This window comes from Aquimarina besae (assembly GCF_042434905.1).
Lineage (GTDB): Bacteria > Bacteroidota > Bacteroidia > Flavobacteriales > Flavobacteriaceae > Aquimarina.
The window spans coordinates 4,447,478-4,465,983 of sequence record NZ_CP170199.1 but is presented as its reverse complement, the minus strand read 5'-3'; the positions used below and the strand labels follow the sequence as shown (position 1 = coordinate 4,465,983).

Genomic DNA, 18,506 nt, shown 5'->3' with positions numbered 1-18,506 from the left:
TTTTGTGATGACTATTTCTGTGCGGCTTGTCCGAAAAAGCGAGTAGCTTTATCGAACAAGACACCACAAAAACTATTTGTCAAACTAATGACATAACAAACATAATGGCTAGTGTCTTTGTTCCAAAAAAAGCACTGGGTACAAAAGGGGGACATAAAAAAAACACCTGTATTTGCAGGTGTTTCGGGCGATTAATAAGTTTGTAACGAAGTCTAAATAGCGATGACTATAGCCTCTAAAGATACATTAGAATCGATTCCCATTTTTTTACGAAGGCGTTGTCTGGCTTTTTTAATACCATCGCTTGAGATATTCAATATATTGGCAATCTCTTTTGAAGATAAATTCATTTTTAAAAGTGCCATTAACCGAAGATCGTTAGCGGTAATATTCGGAAACAATTCTTGCGCCTTGTTATTAAAACCTTTATGCACTTGCTCAAAGTACTTACTAAAATTCTCCCAGTTATTATCGTCTTGCAAGTCGAAGTTAATAGTTTGTATTAGCATTTGGTAACCAGGGTCTGCATTAGCATCAGCTTTTAAAATCTTGGCCTTTTGTTTTAAGTCGTTAAGGACTTCATTCTTTTTAGCAAGATGTAAAGCGTGAGTAGTTAGTTCTTTGGTCTTAAATTCTAAATCGGCTTTTGCCTTTTCTTTTTCCAATCTATTTTTTCTATTGCGTTGAAAAAAGGCATATGTGCTTATCAATGCAATAAATAGACCTAAGGCTAGTAATAATTTTTGTAAATTATTGACTTCATCTTTAACTGTTAGAAGTTCAATTTCATTTTTTTGATTAATAATTTCCTGTTCTTTTTTTTCGGTATCGAATATGGCCCGCATTTCTTCAATTTGTTTTGATTTAGCCTCATTATAAACCGAATCTTTTAATGTTGCATACATTTTATAGTCTTCGTACGCCATTTTGTAATCATTTAATTTTAAAAAGGCTTCTGCGCGATTTTGGTAGGCTAGAATCATTCGTGACTTAACATTTTCGATCTTAGCCTTGATCACAGCTTTATCCAAATAAATTTTGGCTTCTTTGGCTTTGTCCAATTTTACCAATACCGATCCCATACCCAAAAAACCAAGCGATGACATTCTCTTTTCAGGAAGTTCTTTTTCAATATCGAGATAAGCTTTTACTTTGTCTAGCGCCGAATTGTAGTCTTCACGATCTTCAAAACTTCTACTATGGTTAATTAATGCCAGTTTTTGTAGATGTTTGTTATCGACTTCAATAGCTAGATCCAAGGCTTTGTCAAAAATACTATCGGCCTTTTTAAAATCTTTTTGGTTGGTGTAGATGATACCCATGGTATTGTACACGCCGCCGATGAAGTGCTTGGAGTTAGCTTTTTTGAAAAGAAGACATTTCTCTGCATATTCTAATGCTTTTTTATGATGCATTAGTTCACATTCGATGGCCGACATTAAACGATAGGATTGTGAGAGTTGTGTAGAATCCTTCAATTTTTCTAAATAGTCTATTGCTTTAATGTTTTGATCAAGTGCTAAATAATAATTACCTTTTACTAGGTGATTCCAAGCTATGCTACTATAAGATTTTGCCAAAAAATTAGTGTCCTGTATTTTTTTATAAAACTCAATGTTGGCTCTATGTATTTTATTACTTTCATCATAGCCTTGTTCATTGTTAAGTGCTACGCCGGCTAAAGTATACCTGATTTCTGATTGTTCTTTAGGTGCATTTAAAGTTTCAAATTTTCTTAATGCTTTTTCATAGTAAATCTTAGCAGAGTCCCAGGTCTTTTTAGAGTAGTAAAAATTGGCATAATTATTCCAACTTTTAGCGATCCCCTTTTGATATCCAATTTTTTTGGATAATGTCAATTGTTCTTGTACATAGCCCTTTAATTTTGAGGTGTCATTTTCTCTATAGTATTTGAATATATCATCAATTATATTGACTTTAGTGGTGTTGCTAGGGAGAAATTTATACACTTGTAACAAGCTGTCAATATTCGTAGATTCTTGGGCAGTAACAAATAATGACAAGATTAGTAGTGTAATGAATGAGAGACGTTTTAAAAGCATAAATCTTGAAGTGTTTAGTAACAAGATAAATATACTATTTAAAAAAAGAGTTGAAAATATACAGGTAAGACAAAAGGGGTACAATAGAAAAGAAAGGGTCAGGGCTTACTTTTTTTGTAATCTTTTAAAAGCATAATTGGGTTATAATTAGCAGTTTTTGCAGGAGCTAGATCAATAATTTCTTCACACTTTATATTGATATCAAGAACTCTACAGATATGATAGTCACAGAGATTTTTGAGTTTAAGGGATGTTAAATAAATATAGAATTCCATAATTTTAGTTAATCTTCTCGCCATGACCAAGAAAATCCATTCGCGTACTTATTTAGTTTTTTAGTTTCGATGTAAAATATTCAAATTTGATAATCCGTTGCTTTTGTCTTCGTATCGATTTTGCCTACTTTTGGAGATAAACCAGATCGATAATGAAAAACATTCTTGCCTTTGCAGGTTCTAATAGTAGCACCTCTATTAACCATAAACTTGTAGCATATGTATCTTCAGAAATCAAGAATCATCAAATCAAGATCTTGAAATTGGTAAATTACCGAATGCCGATGTATAGTGAGGACGAAGAAAGAGATAATGGCTTCCCCGGTATGATTTTGGGACTAAAACAAGAAATATCAGAAGCAGATGCTTTAATTATTTCAGTTAGCGAACATAATGGTGGTTGGAGTGCTTTTTTCAAAAATATAATTGATTGGTTGTCTCGATTAGATCGTAATTTTCTTGAAGGGAAAAAAATATTACTAATGAGTACTTCTCCAGGACAGAGAGGAGGTGTAAGTGCTTTAGATTTTGCAAAAAATGTACTACCACGATTTGGAGGAGAAATTATAGAAAGTTTTAGTTTTCCCTCATTTCACGCAAATTTTTCTGTAGAAAATAACGAGGTAACAGATGAAACCCTTTTGTTGGGATTGAAAGAAGTTCTGAGTACTTTTGCCCAACAAATCAAATAGCTTTGCGAAGTAAGAAAATATATACAATAGATAATTCTTCAGAATTCAAAACAAAAATATTGCAATGGGCACAGCAGTTTGAAGATGTAATGTGGCTGGATTCTAATGAGTACGCTCAGCAATATACAAGTTATGATGCTGTTTTGGCTGTTGATGCTTTTACTTCTATAAAAACAGATTTTTCTTCTTCTTTTGATAAACTGAAAGAATACCAAGAACAAACGGCAGACTGGATCTTTGGGTACATATCATATGATCTTAAAAACGATACAGAAAAATTGGTTTCTCAAAATCTCGATAATTTGGGTTTTTCGGATTTGTATTTTTTTCAGCCCAAGAAAATATTTCTTCTTAAAGATAATAGGGTAGAAGTTCAGTATCTAAGGATGATTGATGATGAGATGGAAGAGGATTTCCAGTCAATTCAAACATTTCCTTCCTCTATTAAAATTTTTGATGAAGATACTTCTTGTGGAAAGGTTAAAATAAGCTTAAGAATCACCAAAGATGTATATAAGCAGAAGATCGAACAAATGCTTGCCCACATTCATCGTGGTGATATTTATGAAGCAAATTTTTGTCAGGAGTTTTTTGCAGAGAATAGCTGTATTGCTCCTTTGAAAACCTATCATCATCTTAATCAAATTTCTAAACCACCGTTTGCAGCTTTTTTTAAGAATCATCAACAATATTTACTTTCTGCTTCTCCTGAGAGGTACTTGCGAAAAGAAGGCAATAAAATTATTTCGCAACCTATCAAAGGAACAGCAAAAAGGGCAGAGTATGTTGATGATGATAGAGAATTGATAATTGCCTTAGAACAAGACTCAAAAGAACGATCAGAAAATGTAATGATTGTAGATTTGGTTAGGAATGATCTTTCAAAAACGGCGATCATGGGTTCTGTAAAAGTTGAAGAATTGTGTAGGGTTTATACTTTTCAACAAGTTCACCAAATGATATCCACAGTTGTTTCTGAAATTGATCCAGAAACGTCTCCTGTTGATGTTATTAGAACAACATTTCCAATGGGTAGTATGACTGGTGCTCCTAAAATTTCTGCCATGCAAATTATCGAAGATTTAGAAGTATCTAAAAGAGGTTTGTACAGTGGAGCAGTGGGATATTTTTCACCAGAAGGAGATTTCGACTTCAATGTGGTGATTAGGAGTATTTTATATAATGAAACCAAACAGTATATATCGTATACCGTAGGTGGCGCTATTACAGCCAAATCCGATCCGGATAAGGAGTATGAAGAATGTTTGATCAAAGCAAAGGCAATGAGAGAAGTGCTAGAAGGACTGTAGCGTATTGTCTTTATTTACTAAATCAGATTTTTTCTAAAACTTTTTCTAACATCTATGATGGTTTCCTTCACTTCTTGTTCCGTGATATCCTTAATTCTGGCTATCTCCTCAAAATTAAGTTTTCCGAAGACGAATAGATCGATAATTTTAGAGGTTTCCAGTGGTAACCAGCTATAAAACTTACCTAATAATTTTTGTTTTCTGTTTTCTGAAGAGTCTTCTGATTCGATAATTTTAAAAATAGCCGAATCGGAATCATCATATATAAAAAGTTGTTTTTTTTCTGAATTTTGATGATACGAAATATCATTCAGTTCCTCATTCATGATCAATTCGTTATCAGCTTCAGAAGTATAGTTTTCTTCCAATTTATCAAGTTCTTCTCTTAAAAAGTGATTCGTACTAATACATTGTTGATGCCAACCTTCTCTTAGGTATAACTCATCAATAAGTTGATCTGCTATTCTAAAAAGTTTTAATTCTAGCGATAGCGTATCCATGGCGATATCTAATTGATCTTCATTATATAATTTTACAATGGCATCATCGATAATACCATTAGAGCAGTACATGTTTCTAGGTAAAATACCGGTGCTTTCTGCAATATAGATTCTATGCTTTACATAAGGGTGAAGATGTGGCACCACAGAGAGTAGTTTCTTACCGAACTCTTTTTTATGATTATCTTCATAATATTTTGGCATTTCATCTATCCTATTCATAGTATCAAAATTTTAAGAGTTGTTTAAAAATAACAAAAAGGATCGAGTTTTTGTGTTAAAAACTTGAAAATCAGAATATAAAGACAGGTTGAGTAAAAATTGATCAACCTTCACAAAATTGTATCTTTGAACTCTGTTTGTATAATAACATATATAGTATTGATAGCTCAATTTAAAGATCATATAGAAACGCATTTGTCATTTCTTAAAGAAAAGAGAGTGCTAATTGCGTGTAGCGGAGGATTGGATAGTACTGTGCTTACGTACTTATGTCATTCCTTAAATTTAGAAATTGGGATGGCTCATTGTAATTTCAAATTAAGAGATAAAGAAAGCGAAGAAGACAAAAAGTTCGTTTCTGAAATGGCTGACACATTTGAAGTTCCGTTTTTAGTTACAAATTTCGAAACTGAACAATATGCCAAAGAACAAAAACTTTCTATCCAAATGGCTGCAAGAGAGCTTAGGTATCATTGGTTTCGAGAGATCGTTGTTGAGTATCAATATGATTATGTATTGACAGCACATCATAAGGATGATAATTTGGAGACTTTTTTGATAAATCTTTCTAGAGGAACCGGAATAGAAGGCCTCACCGGAATCCCCGAAATTAATGATATCTATGTGCGTCCGCTATTACCGTTTTCAAGAAATCAAATCCTAGAATTCGCCAAAAAAAATGATATTCTCTGGCGAGAAGATAGCAGTAATCAGAGTACAAAATATCTTAGAAATAGAATAAGGCATAAGGTGATTCCGGAGCTTTTGGCGATAAATCCAAATTTTCTACAGAATTTCGACACGACTGTGGGGCATTTAAAACAAACCAACGTTTTTGTTAAGAATCAGGTGGGAAGTATAAGAAAAAATATATTTGAATATGCTGATCCAGATATCATAAAAATTCCAATTCACAAACTTCAGCAGTATGATGATCCTAAAACGTACTTATACTTTTTGCTAAAGGATTTTGGTTTTACCGCTTGGGATGATATTCTTGAAATTTTATCTGCCCAATCTGGTAAGCAAATTTTCTCTCCTTCGCATAGGTTGGTAAAGAATAGGGAGTATTTATTATTGTGTCCAATAAAGGAAGATGTTTCAGATCGTATATACAAAATCCCGGAAGAAGAGCATATGATAATTATTCCTTCTGGAATGATCAAACTGAAAGAGGTTACTCAATTATCAGAAACGGATCTAAAAACGATATACCTAGATAAAGAAAAGTTAAAGTATCCGTTAGTTGTAAGAAAATGGAAAGAAGGCGACTATTTTTACCCTTTAGGCATGAAAGGCAAAAAGAAGTTGAGTAAGTATTTTAAAGATGAAAAACTATCTTTGCTGGCCAAAGAAAGAGTCTGGCTGTTATGCTCCGATCATGAAATTGTTTGGATTATTAATTATAGAGCAGATAATAGGTTTAAAATAAGTCCCGAAACAAAAAAAATATTAAAAGTAACGATTACCTAATGAGGAATATTCTAGTACTAGTAACAACGTTATTGTTCTCCACAACATTATTTTCGCAAATATTTGAACCCATAAAATGGAAAAGCAGTGTTAAGGAAGAGTCAGAAAATACATATACATTATATTTTGAAGCTATCTTAGAGAAAGGTTGGCACATATATTCTCAGCAAGAGGTGGAAACGGATGATATAGCACCTACGGCAACAGAATTCACCTTCTATAATGACGATAAAACTTACGAACTGATCGGTCAAACCACAGAACCTGAGGGAATACAGAAGTATGACAAAGTATTTGAGATGGATATCAAATATTTTGAAGATGAGGTGATATTTACTCAAAAAATAAAGCGATTAGATCCAAACCTGAAATCGATCAAGGCAGAAGTTTTTTTTGGTGTTTGCGATGATGAAAAATGTTTAGCACCGGACATTGTTGAGTTTAACTTAAATCTAACCGGAGAAAATGAAAGTCAAAAGAATACTTCAGGTCTTACACCCCAAGATGTTAATAAGTCTAAAGCTTTAGATATTAAAATAAAAGGATGGGAAGAGTTTCCGAAAGAGGATGTAAAAGATCAAAGTTATTTAAGAATATTTGTTTTAGGGTTCTTAGGCGGACTTATTGCTCTACTCACGCCTTGTGTTTTTCCTATGATTCCTCTTACAGTGTCTTTTTTTACTAAAGGAGCCAAGGATCGTAAAAAAGGAATGATGAATGCTATACTTTATGGATTTTTCATCTTTGTGATTTATTTGTTGTTAAGTCTTCCTTTTCACCTATTAGATTCTCTAGATCCCGAAATTCTTAATAATATATCCACAAATGTCACGCTAAATATCATCTTTTTTGTGGTATTTATAGTATTTGCAATATCTTTTTTCGGTTATTTTGAGATCACTCTGCCCAGTTCCTGGAGCAATAAAATGGATAGTAAAGCGACAAGTGTGGGAGGAATTTTGGGCGTCTTTTTTATGGCATTGACTTTGGCGTTGGTTTCATTCTCCTGTACAGGTCCTATTTTGGGTTCTTTACTTGGTGGTTCGCTTAGTAGTGATGGAGGTGCAATGCAATTAAGTTTCGGTATGGGAGGATTTGGTTTAGCCTTGGCTTTACCTTTTGGGCTTTTTGCATTATTTCCTAATTGGTTGAATAATCTACCTAAAAGTGGAGGATGGCTCAATTCGGTAAAAGTTGTTTTAGGGTTTATAGAATTAGCATTGGCTTTTAAATTTTTATCTAATGCAGATTTGGTCGAGCATTGGGGAATTCTAAAACGTGAAATATTTATTGGAATTTGGATTCTAATTGGAATAGGATTAACGCTATATCTCTTTGGAAAAATTCGTTTCCCACACGATAGCCCGATTAAAAAATTAGGTAAAGTAAGAATCACGACTGGAGTTCTGACACTTGCTTTTGTGATCTACTTAATTCCGGGTCTTACCAATACAGCATATGCAAATCTAAAGTTATTGAGTGGTTTTCCTCCTCCATTATTCTATAGTATTTACGAAAAAGAAACACACGGACCATTAGGACTAAATGCGTACACAGATTTTGAGAAAGGTGTAGAAGCGGCAAAGAGGGAAAATAAACCAATAATGATTGATTTTACAGGTTGGGCTTGTGTTAATTGTAGAAAGATGGAAGAACAGGTCTGGAGTAATCCAGAGATCACAAGAATTCTTAAAAACGACTACATTTTAATCTCACTTTATGTAGATGACCGAAAAATGCTTAATGAAGAAGAGCAATTTAAGTTCTTAAAGTCTTCTGGTGCAGTAAAATCGATTAAAACGGTTGGTGACAAATGGGCTACTTTTCAAACATTAAATTTTGAAAATAATTCTCAACCATATTATGTTCTTATAGATTCTGAAATGAATCTTTTAAATACAACCACCGTTTATACACCAAATGAGAATGAATATCTAAATTGGTTAAAAAATGGTCTAAAAAATTTCAATAAAAAATAATTATTTACAATTGGATAAAGAGAAGATGTATTGATCAACAAAATATCATCTTATCCTATTAAAATCATCAACCCTCAGTGTATATTGAGGGTTGTTTTTTGTCTGTAATGCGTATTATTGGATTGTTAAAATCTCCTTAAAAGTGAGCTTGTCAGCATTCCATTTTTTATCTTCCACATTCAACTAAACTCACACAAATGCGATTCAATAAAATATTACTTTTATCATTATTAGGCTTATTACTTTTTGTTTCATCTTGCAAGAAAGAGGTTCCCACCGAAACCGGTAAAACTGTTCAGAACAATACAACTACTACTGTAGAAACCGACGCTTACGATGTAAAAGATTATTATTCTAAGCAAGAAGTGGATATTGTAATGAGAGATGGAATTAAATTGCATACTACCATATATACTCCTAAAGACTCTAGTAAAAAGTATCCCATCTTAATGCAAAGAACTCCATACAGTTCTAGGCCATATGGAGAGGATCAGTTTAGGTCTAAAATTGGGCCCAATGAATTTCTTATGAAAGAAGGGAATATTATTGTATATCAGGATGTACGTGGACGATGGATGAGCGAAGGAGTATATGATAATATGCGAGCGTATATTCCTAATAAAAAGGATGAGCAGTTTGATGAGGCAAGTGATACTTATGACACTATTGAATGGCTGGTGAATAATGTAGAAAATAATAATGGCAAAGTTGGAGTTTGGGGTATTTCATATCCTGGTTTTTATGCAACCTACTCCTTATTAGATTCACATCCTGCGCTAAAAGCTGTTTCCCCACAAGCGTGTATCGGTGATTTCTTTTTTGATGATTTTCATCACAATGGAGCATATTTATTAAGCTATTGGAGAGCTACCGCAGTATTTGGCTATGAAAAGACGGAACCGGTAAAAGAAAGTTGGTATACATTTCCAGAATTGGGAACTAAAGATCAATATCAGTTTTTTTTAGATGCAGGCCCGCTTACCACATTGGATCAATATTATAAAGAAGATAATGTTTTTTGGACTCAGCTAAAAGAACATCCTAATTATGATGATTTCTGGCAGAAAAGAGGAATAATCCAACATCTTAAAGATATTAAACCTGCGGTAATGGTTGTTGGAGGATTGTTTGATGCAGAAGATCTATATGGTCCTTTTGAGACGTACGAGAAAATAGAAAATAATAGTAAAAATTATAATATCATGGTCTTTGGGCCTTGGAGTCACGGGGATTGGGCGAGAAATAAAAAGCGTCAGGCTATTGGTAACGTTTATTTTGGAGATGATATTTCACTCAATTTTCAAAAAAACGTAGAAACGAGATTCTTCAATCATTTTTTGAAAGGAGAAGGGGACCAGGCGACAGGTTTATCCGAAATTCAGATTTTTGATACCGGAAAAAAAGAATGGAATACTTTTGACAGTTGGCCACCAAAAAATGCGGAGAAAAAAACAATGTATTTGTCAGATGGTGCCTTAGCTGAAATTGCAGGCAAAGAATTTTCAGAGTTCATTAGTGATCCTAAAAAGCCGGTTCCGTATTCAGAGGATATTAAAATGGTGTTTACTCCCAGAAAATATATGACCGATGATCAACGTTTTGCTGCAAGACGTCCGGATGTGTTAGTTTATGAAACTCCTGTTCTACAGGAAGATATAACGGTTTCTGGTGAAGTTTTGGCAAAATTAAAAGTTGCCACCACCGGAACTGCTGCAGATTGGGTGGTAAAATTAATAGATGTCTATCCTCCTGATGCAGAAGATACAGAAGAAACTCAAGAGTATCTGAAGATGTCTAATTATCATATGATGGTTAGAAGTGAGGTATTACGTGGAAGATTTAGAAATAGCTTTAGTAAACCAGAACCTTTTGTGCCAAATCAAAAAACTGCTGTTGATATCAAATTACAGGATATACATCATACATTTTTAAAAGGACATAAAATTCAGATTCAGGTGCAAAGTACCTGGTTTCCTTTGATAGACTTAAATCCGCAAACATTTGTTCCAAATATATTTAAGGCAAATATGTCTGATTTTAAAAAACAAACTCATAAAGTGTTCGGGGATTCATCCATAGAATTCTTTGTTTTAAAATAAACTTACCAACCCTAATATCTTAAAAAGATGAATAAAGTACAATGCTATCTCATCGCTACTTCTTTTTTGTTTGTAGTTCTTGGCTGTAAAAAGGAATATAAAGAAACAGAAGTTACAGTCAATACCAAAGCGCAAATAAAAGAACATTCAAAGAAACTTAACGATTGGTTCGAAACTAAGTTTCAAGAAGATGTTGCAGATTCACCAATGACGCAAACGTATTTAGGAATAAAGACAGAAGATTATGGGAAATGGGATAATATCTCTTCCAAAAAAGAAGTACAAGACTTAGAGAAGGCTAAAAATAGACTGAATTACTTAAAGGATTCTGTAGATATTTCTATGCTAAATAAAGAAACATTGTTAAGTTACAAATTGATGAAAATCGATCTGGAAAACAAGATAGAAGATTTTAAGTATCGATTTTATAATTATCCGGTAAATCAATTGCAAGGGATGCAGGCAGAGATTCCTGCATTTTTGATCAATATGCATCATATTGAGGATAAAAGTGACGCAGAAGCATACATCTCAAGGCTTTCTAAAATGGATGAGCTGTTTGCTCAATTGATTGACAATATAAAAATCCGAGAGAAAAATGGTATTGTGCCACCAAAGTTTGTATTTGCTAAAGTATTGAATGATAGTAGAAATTTGATAACAGGAAAACCATTTGATGAATCTAATAAAGAAAGTACACTACTGTCAGATTTTATAAGAAAAATAGAGAAGCTTGAACTTTCTGATAAAGAAAAAAAGCAGTTGATATCTAAAGCAGAAAAAGCGCTTTTGGAAGATGTCAAACCTGCCTATACTCAGCTCATCACAATGCTGGAAGATCAGCAACAGAGAGCAACTGTAGATGACGGTGCCTGGAAATTTCCTAAAGGGGACGCATTTTATAGTAATGCTTTAAAACGTACCACTACAACAAATATGACCGCTGAAGAGATTCATCAAATGGGATTGAAGGAGGTTGCAAGAATTCATAAGGAAATGCAGGATATCATGACCGAACTTAAATATGAAGGCACACTGCAAGATTTCTTTAAATTTATGAAAGAGGATCCAAGATTTTATTATCCAAATGATGATGAAGGAAGAGCAGCTTATTTAGAAAGAGCAGTAGGTTTAATCGATAATATGAAATCAAGACTGGATGAGCTATTTATTACAAAACCTAAAGCAGATATTGTAGTCAAAGCTGTGGAGCCATTCAGAGAAAAGAGTGCAGGAAAAGCATTTTATCAACAAGGAACTCCTGACGGTTCAAGACCGGGAACATATTATGCTAATTTGTATGATATGGAAGCAATGCCCAAATATCAGATGGAAGCTTTAGCCTATCACGAAGGTATTCCAGGGCATCATATGCAGATTTCTATTTCACAAGAGTTAGAGAATATTCCTAAATTCAGAAAATTTGGAGGATATCAGGCGTACGTTGAAGGATGGGGGCTTTACAACGAGTTTCTACCAAAAGAAATAGGTTTGTATAATAATCCATATTCAGATTTCGGTAGATTGGCCATGGAATTATGGAGGGCTTGCAGATTGGTTGTGGATACTGGAATCCACGCTAAAAAATGGACTAGAGAAGAAGGCATAAAATACTATACAGATAATACCCCAAATGCAGAAAGTGATGCCGTAAAAATGGTAGAGCGACATATTGTAATACCGGGTCAGGCTACCGCCTATAAAGTAGGAATGAATAAGATTCTGGAATTGAGAGAAAAGGCAAGATTGAAACTTGGCAATGATCTATTTGATATCAGAGAGTTTCATGATGTTATTTTAACGAATGGAGCTGTACCACTTACAATTTTAGATAATCTTGTTAACGAATGGATAGTAATAAAAAGTAATTCTGCCAGGCCAGAAGAGAATTCTTGATAATAGAGCTTTCATAAGATAAAATAGCATAGAGGCCTTTCTTGAACAGAAAGGCTTTTTTTATTTATGAATATATATTTATGGTAAATCCATAAAATACTGTAAGAATATTACTACTTTTTATAATTTGTTTAACTATAATTATGTATTTTGTGGATTAAATCAGATTTTTTATCTGAATATCCCCAAAATTCATGAGTATGAGAAGAGTGTTTTTATTTATTTTCACAATGCTTTTATCCGGGCAAACTTTTGCTCAAGATAGAGTTACTGAAACCTCTCAAGGTTTTGAGCACATTACAGATACGCTACAATTTAAACAGCAATTACTTTCTCTTAATGAACTGATAAAAGACAATCAAATAGAAAAAGCTGAAAATATTTCAAAGATCTTAATTAAAAAAGGTGGAGAATTAAACTATCATAATGGTCTTGGAGAATTATATTTAATTCAGGGAATGCTTTTTAAGAGGAATAAAAAATATCTGGAGGCAATTAGAAGTTATGAAAATTCAGAGAAAAATTTTAGAAAAGCAAATAATTTAAAAGGAATAGCTCGTGTATTTAATACCAGATCTATTTTAGAAAGTCATCGTGGAAATGTCGAAAAAAGTATAGACTATTTGTTAGAAGCAAAAATGTATCACGAAAAATTAAGAGATAGCGCAGGTCTGGTAATCATATATAATAATCTTGCGAGTCATTATGCAGGTTTGGATAATCTAAATGAGTCAGAAAGATATTTTAATGAAGCGATTATGATTCGAAAGAAAATCGGAATGCTTCATAATATAGGAATGGTGATGAATAATTTGGCATTTATTTATTTGCAAAATGGTAAACCAGATAAGGCCAGAGCAATGTTACCCGAGGCATTGTCAATTAATAAAAAGAACGGCATCAATGCTTCTATTGCCCATTCTTATAGCATTATGGCAGAAGTGGAATTATATGAAAAGAACTATGAGAAGGCGAAAAAATACTACGAAAAATCTTTGTCTATATCGGTTAATACGGATTATGAGCTTCTTACCGTGGATAATAAACAACAATTAGGCTATTTGGCAATTATGCAAAAAAATTATAAAGAAGCAGAAAAATTGCTGGAAACCGCCAGAAAGGAATCAATAGATTTGGGTGCAACACAATTGTTGATGAAGAACTATCAATTTTCTTCAAAATTAGATTCTGCTCGCGGTAATCTATCCGGAGCTTTAACCTGGCAAAAAGAGCATCAGAAACTTTCTGATAAACGAATGACTGAATTGTCTACACAAAAGATGGAAAGAGCAGAGGCAAGGTATAAAGCAGAACTTGAAAACTTAAGAATGATCGATGCTCAAGAAAAAAGAGAACAAAAAACCAAAGAAGAATTGTTTAGATATCGTGCCCTAACTTTTATTGCACTAGTATTATTAGTCATATTTCTGGTCTTCATAATTATGGTGATAAGAACAAGAAAAGAACGAAAAAGATTGATCACTAAGCTAAACGAATCTAATCAGATAAAAAATAAACTATTCTCTATCATATCACATGATCTTAAAAATGAAATTCACGGTTTAGAAGGAAGCCTGAATTTGATGAAGGAAAATGAAATTTCTACAGAAGAGTTTCAGGAAATTGTTCCGCTTTTGGCAAACAGAACACATCAAACGTCTATTTTATTGAACAATTTATTGAACTGGTCAAAATCACAAATGAAAGAACTTAATGCTAGGCCTATAACTTTTGATATTACCGAAGTGATCTCTACCAAATTTGCTTTTTTTATGCCCAAGGCGATGCAAAAAAATATCAAACTGATCAATAAACTAGATGCAACAAGAATATTTGCAGATAAAGATATGGTAAGTATTGTTGCCCAAAATTTGATTGCAAATGCTATTAAATTTTGTAATCCAGGAGATTCTATAGCATTAGTTTCAAGAGAAAAAGATGATCATTATGAGATTTGTTTTGAAGATACAGGTATCGGTATAGAGCCTTCTAATCTTGCTAAACTATTTGCAGAGGATACCTTCACTACCAATGGTACTCAAAATGAAACAGGAACAGGTCTAGGGCTTAGAATCTGTAAGGAATTAATAGAACTTAATAAAGGTAATATAAAGGTAGAAAGTATACCTGGAAAGGGAAGTACTTTTTATGTGACGTTGCCCAAAGCAGCATAACCTAATTTTCGGTCAAAGCGAGGTTTAAAAACAATATGATTAATATTTTGAAAATCAAATACTAGATAAGGCAAGTGCAATTGCCTCATGATCAGATTTTAGCCCCAAAATAAATAGTATGAAAAAAGCAACCATTCTTCTTATAGTTGTCTTTGTGTTTAACTTTTATGGTTTTTCTCAAAGTCATTTTACGGGAGTTGATATTTCCGGCATAAGAACATTAAAAGACTCTATACTTTTTAATAAATCCGTTCGAGATATACAACAGTTTGTAAACGAAGATCAATTTGAAAAAGCAGAGCCTTTGGCAGATGAACTTATTGTTATAGCCAAAAATCTGCAATACAAAAAAGGAGCAGGACTTGCTTACAGGTTGAAAGCGCTTATTTGTGATAAAGCCAATAGAAATATTGAGTCTGACCAAAACTTTGAAAAGGCTATTCAATATTTAAAACAGGTTAAAGATAAAGACGGACTTGCAACCCTAAGTAATGATAGATTTATTATCGAACAAAATAAAGGAAACCTGGAGAAGGCAGCTGATTATTTGATGGAGGCCAAGTTATATAGAGAACAACTTAATGATAGTATTGGATTATCGGGTATTTACAACAATTTGGCCATCATTTATAAAGAACTTAAAGATATTCCTAATGCAGAAAAATTCTATTTAAAATCTATCAATACGCTAAAGAATCTAAAATTAGAAGGATTAGGAATGGTAATGAATAACCTGGCTCTTTTATATACAGAAGGAGGTAAGCTTTCTGAAGCGAAGGAAATTTTACCGAAAGCTCTAAAAATTAATAAAGAGCAAAATGATGTAAGACATACTGCCCAATCATATAGTATTATGGCAAAAGCGGCAATGTATGGTAAAGAATACGAATTAGCGAAAAAGTATTATGATACGACCATGTGCGTAGGTACACAAGCTAATTATAAACTGATTGTAGTAAATGCAAAGCAACAATTAGGAATCATTGCCTTAGAAGAGGGTGAGTATAAAAAAGCAGATGTATTATTAAAAGAAGCAAGAGAAGGTCTGATAAAATCCAATGTCATATCATTGATATTGAAAAACTACAAATACTCTTTTAAATTGGATTCGACTAGAGGAAATCTACTGGAAGCAATAAAATGGCAGAAGGAGTATCAACAACTTTCTGATAAACGAATGTACGAGAGCACAGCTCAGAAAGTTGAAAATGCGAAGTCCAGATACGAAGCAGAATTGAATCAACTCAAGCTTATTGATGAACAAGAAAAAAGAGAGTTAAAAACCAAAGAAGAGCTGTTTAGGTATCGCGTATATACCTTTATAAGTTTGGCGGTGATCGCCATTATTCTTGTTTTTTTAGTTCTTTTTATAAAAACGAGAAAAGAAAGAAAAAGGTATATAAGAGAGCTTAATGAGTCGAATGAAGTGAAGAATAAATTGTTTTCTATTATTTCTCATGATTTAAAAAATGAAATACACGGATTGGAGGGCAGTCTCAATTTAATGAAAGAAGAAGTCATCTCTACAGAAGAGTTTAAAGAAATAGTACCATTATTGGCAAATAGGACACATCAAACTTCAATTCTGTTAAATAATTTATTGAATTGGTCAAAGTCACAAATGAAAGAATTGAATGCTAATCCGACTACTTTTGATATTGCAGAAGTGATCAATAGCAAATTTACTTTCTTTAAACCCAAAGCAGAAAAAAAAGATATCAGACTTATCAATAAGTTAGAATCCACCTTGATTTTTGCAGACAAGGATATGTTCGGTATTGTTGCACAAAATTTAATTGCTAATGCGATCAAGTTTTGTAATCCCGGAGATTCTATCGCCTTAGTATCTAAAGAAAAAGGTGATCATTACGAGATTTGTTTTGAAGATACAGGTATCGGTATCGATCCGGCTAATATTCAAAAACTGTTTGCAGAAGACACCTTTACGACAAAAGGTACGGAAAATGAAACGGGAACTGGTCTTGGGCTAAAAATTTGTAAAGAGCTCATAGAACTTAATCAGGGTAAAATTAAAGTAGAAAGCAAACCGGGTAAAGGAAGTGTTTTTTCAGTATCCTTACCAAAGGCGGCTTAATAGTTACTTATCCATCAAACTTCTAAACTGATAGAAGAATCTTTCTATAAGCCTCAGGTCTTCAGTAATGATTTCTACAGAGCCTCTCATTTCTTGTTTAAATGGTATTTCTTTATTGTAGGTGGTGATTAACTTTTTAGGTAATTTTACGTGCATCAGATATAATCCATCCTCATCTGGTAACGGAGAAATATAATCTACAGTACCCTGTAACATTCCAAATTCATCATCAGGAAAGTTCTCTAATTTGATATTGGCTTTTTGTCCTAATTTTATTTTTCCGGAGTTCTGGGATGGAGCTTTTATTCTTGCTACATACGAAGAGGATTCCTGTATCGGAATTACAATAAATACGATATCTCCGGCAGTTACATTTTCATTTTCATAACGATAATTAGAAAATGACACTCGTCCTTCTATATCGGATTGGAGTAGATATCTTAGTTCCCAGTCTTTGATACTTTTCTTTAATTGATCAAAAGATTGAATCACTTTATTGCGTAAACTGATTTCTTCTCTTCGTTGATTGAACTCTGTTCCTTTAGATGTCTTCTGAGCGTTACTTATTTGTTCTTTAATTTGAGAAAGCTGAGCATCGTAGTTTTTATAATTGTTTTTAAATTGTAAATACTCAACTTCAGCCTGTTCATATTCCTGTTGAGAAATACTCCCTTTACTATAGAGCTCTTCCTGTCTCTCAAAATCTTTCTTTCTAAAGCTAAGTGCACTTTTTTCAATTTTTTTCTGACTTAAAATAGCTTCTTGCCTTCTATATAATTCTGATAAGGATATTTGATTAGCTAAGTTTTCATCAGAAAAGGGTTGTAATTTCTTGTTTAGGCTATATTCAATATAATTGTTTTCAAAAGTAGCGTAACTGGTTTGTATATCTCCAAGTTCTAAAATGGGCGGAAGCTCATTAAAAGGAAAATCGATTTGTCTATTGTTTATGGTGATGGTATCGATAACTCTTTTAAGCGTAAATACATCCAGGTAATTTGCCGTATTGCGCAAGATAGCCAGAGGTGTTCCTTCTGGAACGGTATCTCCTTCTTTTACCAAAATAGCTTCAATTTTTTCACTTGCATTGGCTTGTTCTTTTTGCAAAGGTAGTTCTGTGGTTATGATCGCCTGAGCCGGAATGGTGTCAGGATATTTTAGCATCCAGGAAAGAAATAACAAAAGAAATATTAAAGCTAATATTAATAAGTTTCCCCACCGGATCATCCAATGCGGTACTCGCGTCAGGATTTCCTGTACCTCTTCACTTCTTAGTTGTATGTCGTCTAAATTATCAGGCATCTATTTTAATTACGAATTATGAATTATGAATTATGAATTATGAGTTTTAAATTTTGTTGTCCTTTGAATTGAACCGATAATTTTAAGTAACTCTTCACAGTTTTCAATAAGACTTTTGCTTTCTTCTTGACTAAGATAATTGCTATCTCTTAATAACCTTAACCAATAATGTGTTTCTCTGGCTTCTTTGTACGAAATAGCCATTTTTGACAGAAAGTCCTTAGTGCTCTGCCCTCCAATGGCTTCTTCAATATTTGCACCTATAGAAGTACTACTTCTTAAAACTTGTTTAGATAAAATGTATTCATGTCGTTCACTAGTTAATTTTTTAAATAATTTGACACAAAGCAATGCAAAATCATAGCTTTTTATTTGAATAATATTATCTTTTTTCATTCAATTGATAATTCGTAATTATTAATTTTT

The 18,506-nt window shown here is 33.0% G+C and carries 12 protein-coding genes; 8 read left to right on the top strand and 4 right to left on the bottom strand.

What is annotated here, in order from left to right; translation table 11 throughout:
• Positions 1 to 212: 212 nt before the first annotated feature.
• On the bottom strand, positions 213 to 2,024 hold the full coding sequence (locus tag ACE94K_RS19685; RefSeq protein WP_378176518.1) for a hypothetical protein: 1,812 nt from the start codon (positions 2,022 to 2,024) through the stop codon (positions 213 to 215).
• A gap of 466 nt (positions 2,025 to 2,490) precedes the next feature.
• On the opposite strand from ACE94K_RS19685, the gene ACE94K_RS19680 reads away from it, so the two are divergent.
• On the top strand, positions 2,491 to 3,030 hold the full coding sequence (locus tag ACE94K_RS19680; RefSeq protein ID WP_378176515.1) for an NADPH-dependent FMN reductase: 540 nt from the start codon (positions 2,491 to 2,493) through the stop codon (positions 3,028 to 3,030).
• 2 nt (positions 3,031 to 3,032) lie between these two features.
• Positions 3,033 to 4,340, top strand: coding sequence for an aminodeoxychorismate synthase component I (pabB, locus tag ACE94K_RS19675; RefSeq protein WP_378176512.1), 1,308 nt, complete (start codon positions 3,033 to 3,035; stop codon positions 4,338 to 4,340).
• A 17-nt stretch (positions 4,341 to 4,357) separates the two neighbouring features.
• Here the strand turns inward: pabB and ACE94K_RS19670 are convergent, their stop codons facing one another.
• Complete coding sequence (locus ACE94K_RS19670; protein ID WP_378176509.1) at positions 4,358 to 5,062, bottom strand: hypothetical protein; 705 nt, start codon at positions 5,060 to 5,062, stop codon at positions 4,358 to 4,360.
• Between the two features lie 159 nt (positions 5,063 to 5,221).
• Here ACE94K_RS19670 and tilS point away from each other — a divergent pair, with 159 nt between their 5' ends.
• The 6 genes from tilS (at position 5,222) to ACE94K_RS19640 (ending at position 16,778) form a co-directional block, all read left to right on the top strand.
• Positions 5,222 to 6,535, top strand: coding sequence for a tRNA lysidine(34) synthetase TilS (gene tilS / locus ACE94K_RS19665; RefSeq protein ID WP_378176506.1), 1,314 nt, complete (start codon positions 5,222 to 5,224; stop codon positions 6,533 to 6,535).
• Positions 6,535 to 8,514, top strand: coding sequence for a cytochrome c biogenesis protein CcdA (locus ACE94K_RS19660; protein ID WP_378176503.1), 1,980 nt, complete (start codon positions 6,535 to 6,537; stop codon positions 8,512 to 8,514). The genes tilS and ACE94K_RS19660 overlap by 1 nt, the downstream gene beginning before the upstream one ends.
• 197 nt (positions 8,515 to 8,711) lie before the next feature.
• On the top strand, positions 8,712 to 10,613 hold the full coding sequence (locus tag ACE94K_RS19655) for a CocE/NonD family hydrolase (RefSeq protein WP_378176500.1): 1,902 nt from the start codon (positions 8,712 to 8,714) through the stop codon (positions 10,611 to 10,613).
• 27 nt (positions 10,614 to 10,640) lie between these two features.
• Positions 10,641 to 12,509 (top strand): DUF885 family protein, encoded by a 1,869-nt coding sequence (locus tag ACE94K_RS19650; RefSeq protein WP_378176497.1) that lies wholly within the window; start codon positions 10,641 to 10,643, stop codon positions 12,507 to 12,509.
• A gap of 200 nt (positions 12,510 to 12,709) precedes the next feature.
• Positions 12,710 to 14,683, top strand: coding sequence for a tetratricopeptide repeat protein (locus ACE94K_RS19645; protein ID WP_378176494.1), 1,974 nt, complete (start codon positions 12,710 to 12,712; stop codon positions 14,681 to 14,683).
• Positions 14,684 to 14,801: 118 nt separating this feature from the next.
• Complete coding sequence (locus tag ACE94K_RS19640; protein WP_378176492.1) at positions 14,802 to 16,778, top strand: ATP-binding protein; 1,977 nt, start codon at positions 14,802 to 14,804, stop codon at positions 16,776 to 16,778.
• 3 nt (positions 16,779 to 16,781) lie between these two features.
• Here the strand turns inward: ACE94K_RS19640 and ACE94K_RS19635 are convergent, their stop codons facing one another.
• Positions 16,782 to 18,080, bottom strand: coding sequence for an HlyD family secretion protein (locus tag ACE94K_RS19635; protein WP_378176489.1), 1,299 nt, complete (start codon positions 18,078 to 18,080; stop codon positions 16,782 to 16,784).
• Between the two features lie 30 nt (positions 18,081 to 18,110).
• The gene (locus ACE94K_RS19630) at positions 18,111 to 18,476 is read right to left on the bottom strand and encodes a four helix bundle protein (protein ID WP_378176486.1); all 366 of its coding nucleotides are present in this window, start codon (positions 18,474 to 18,476) and stop codon (positions 18,111 to 18,113) included.
• Between the last annotated feature and the right edge of the window lie 30 nt (positions 18,477 to 18,506).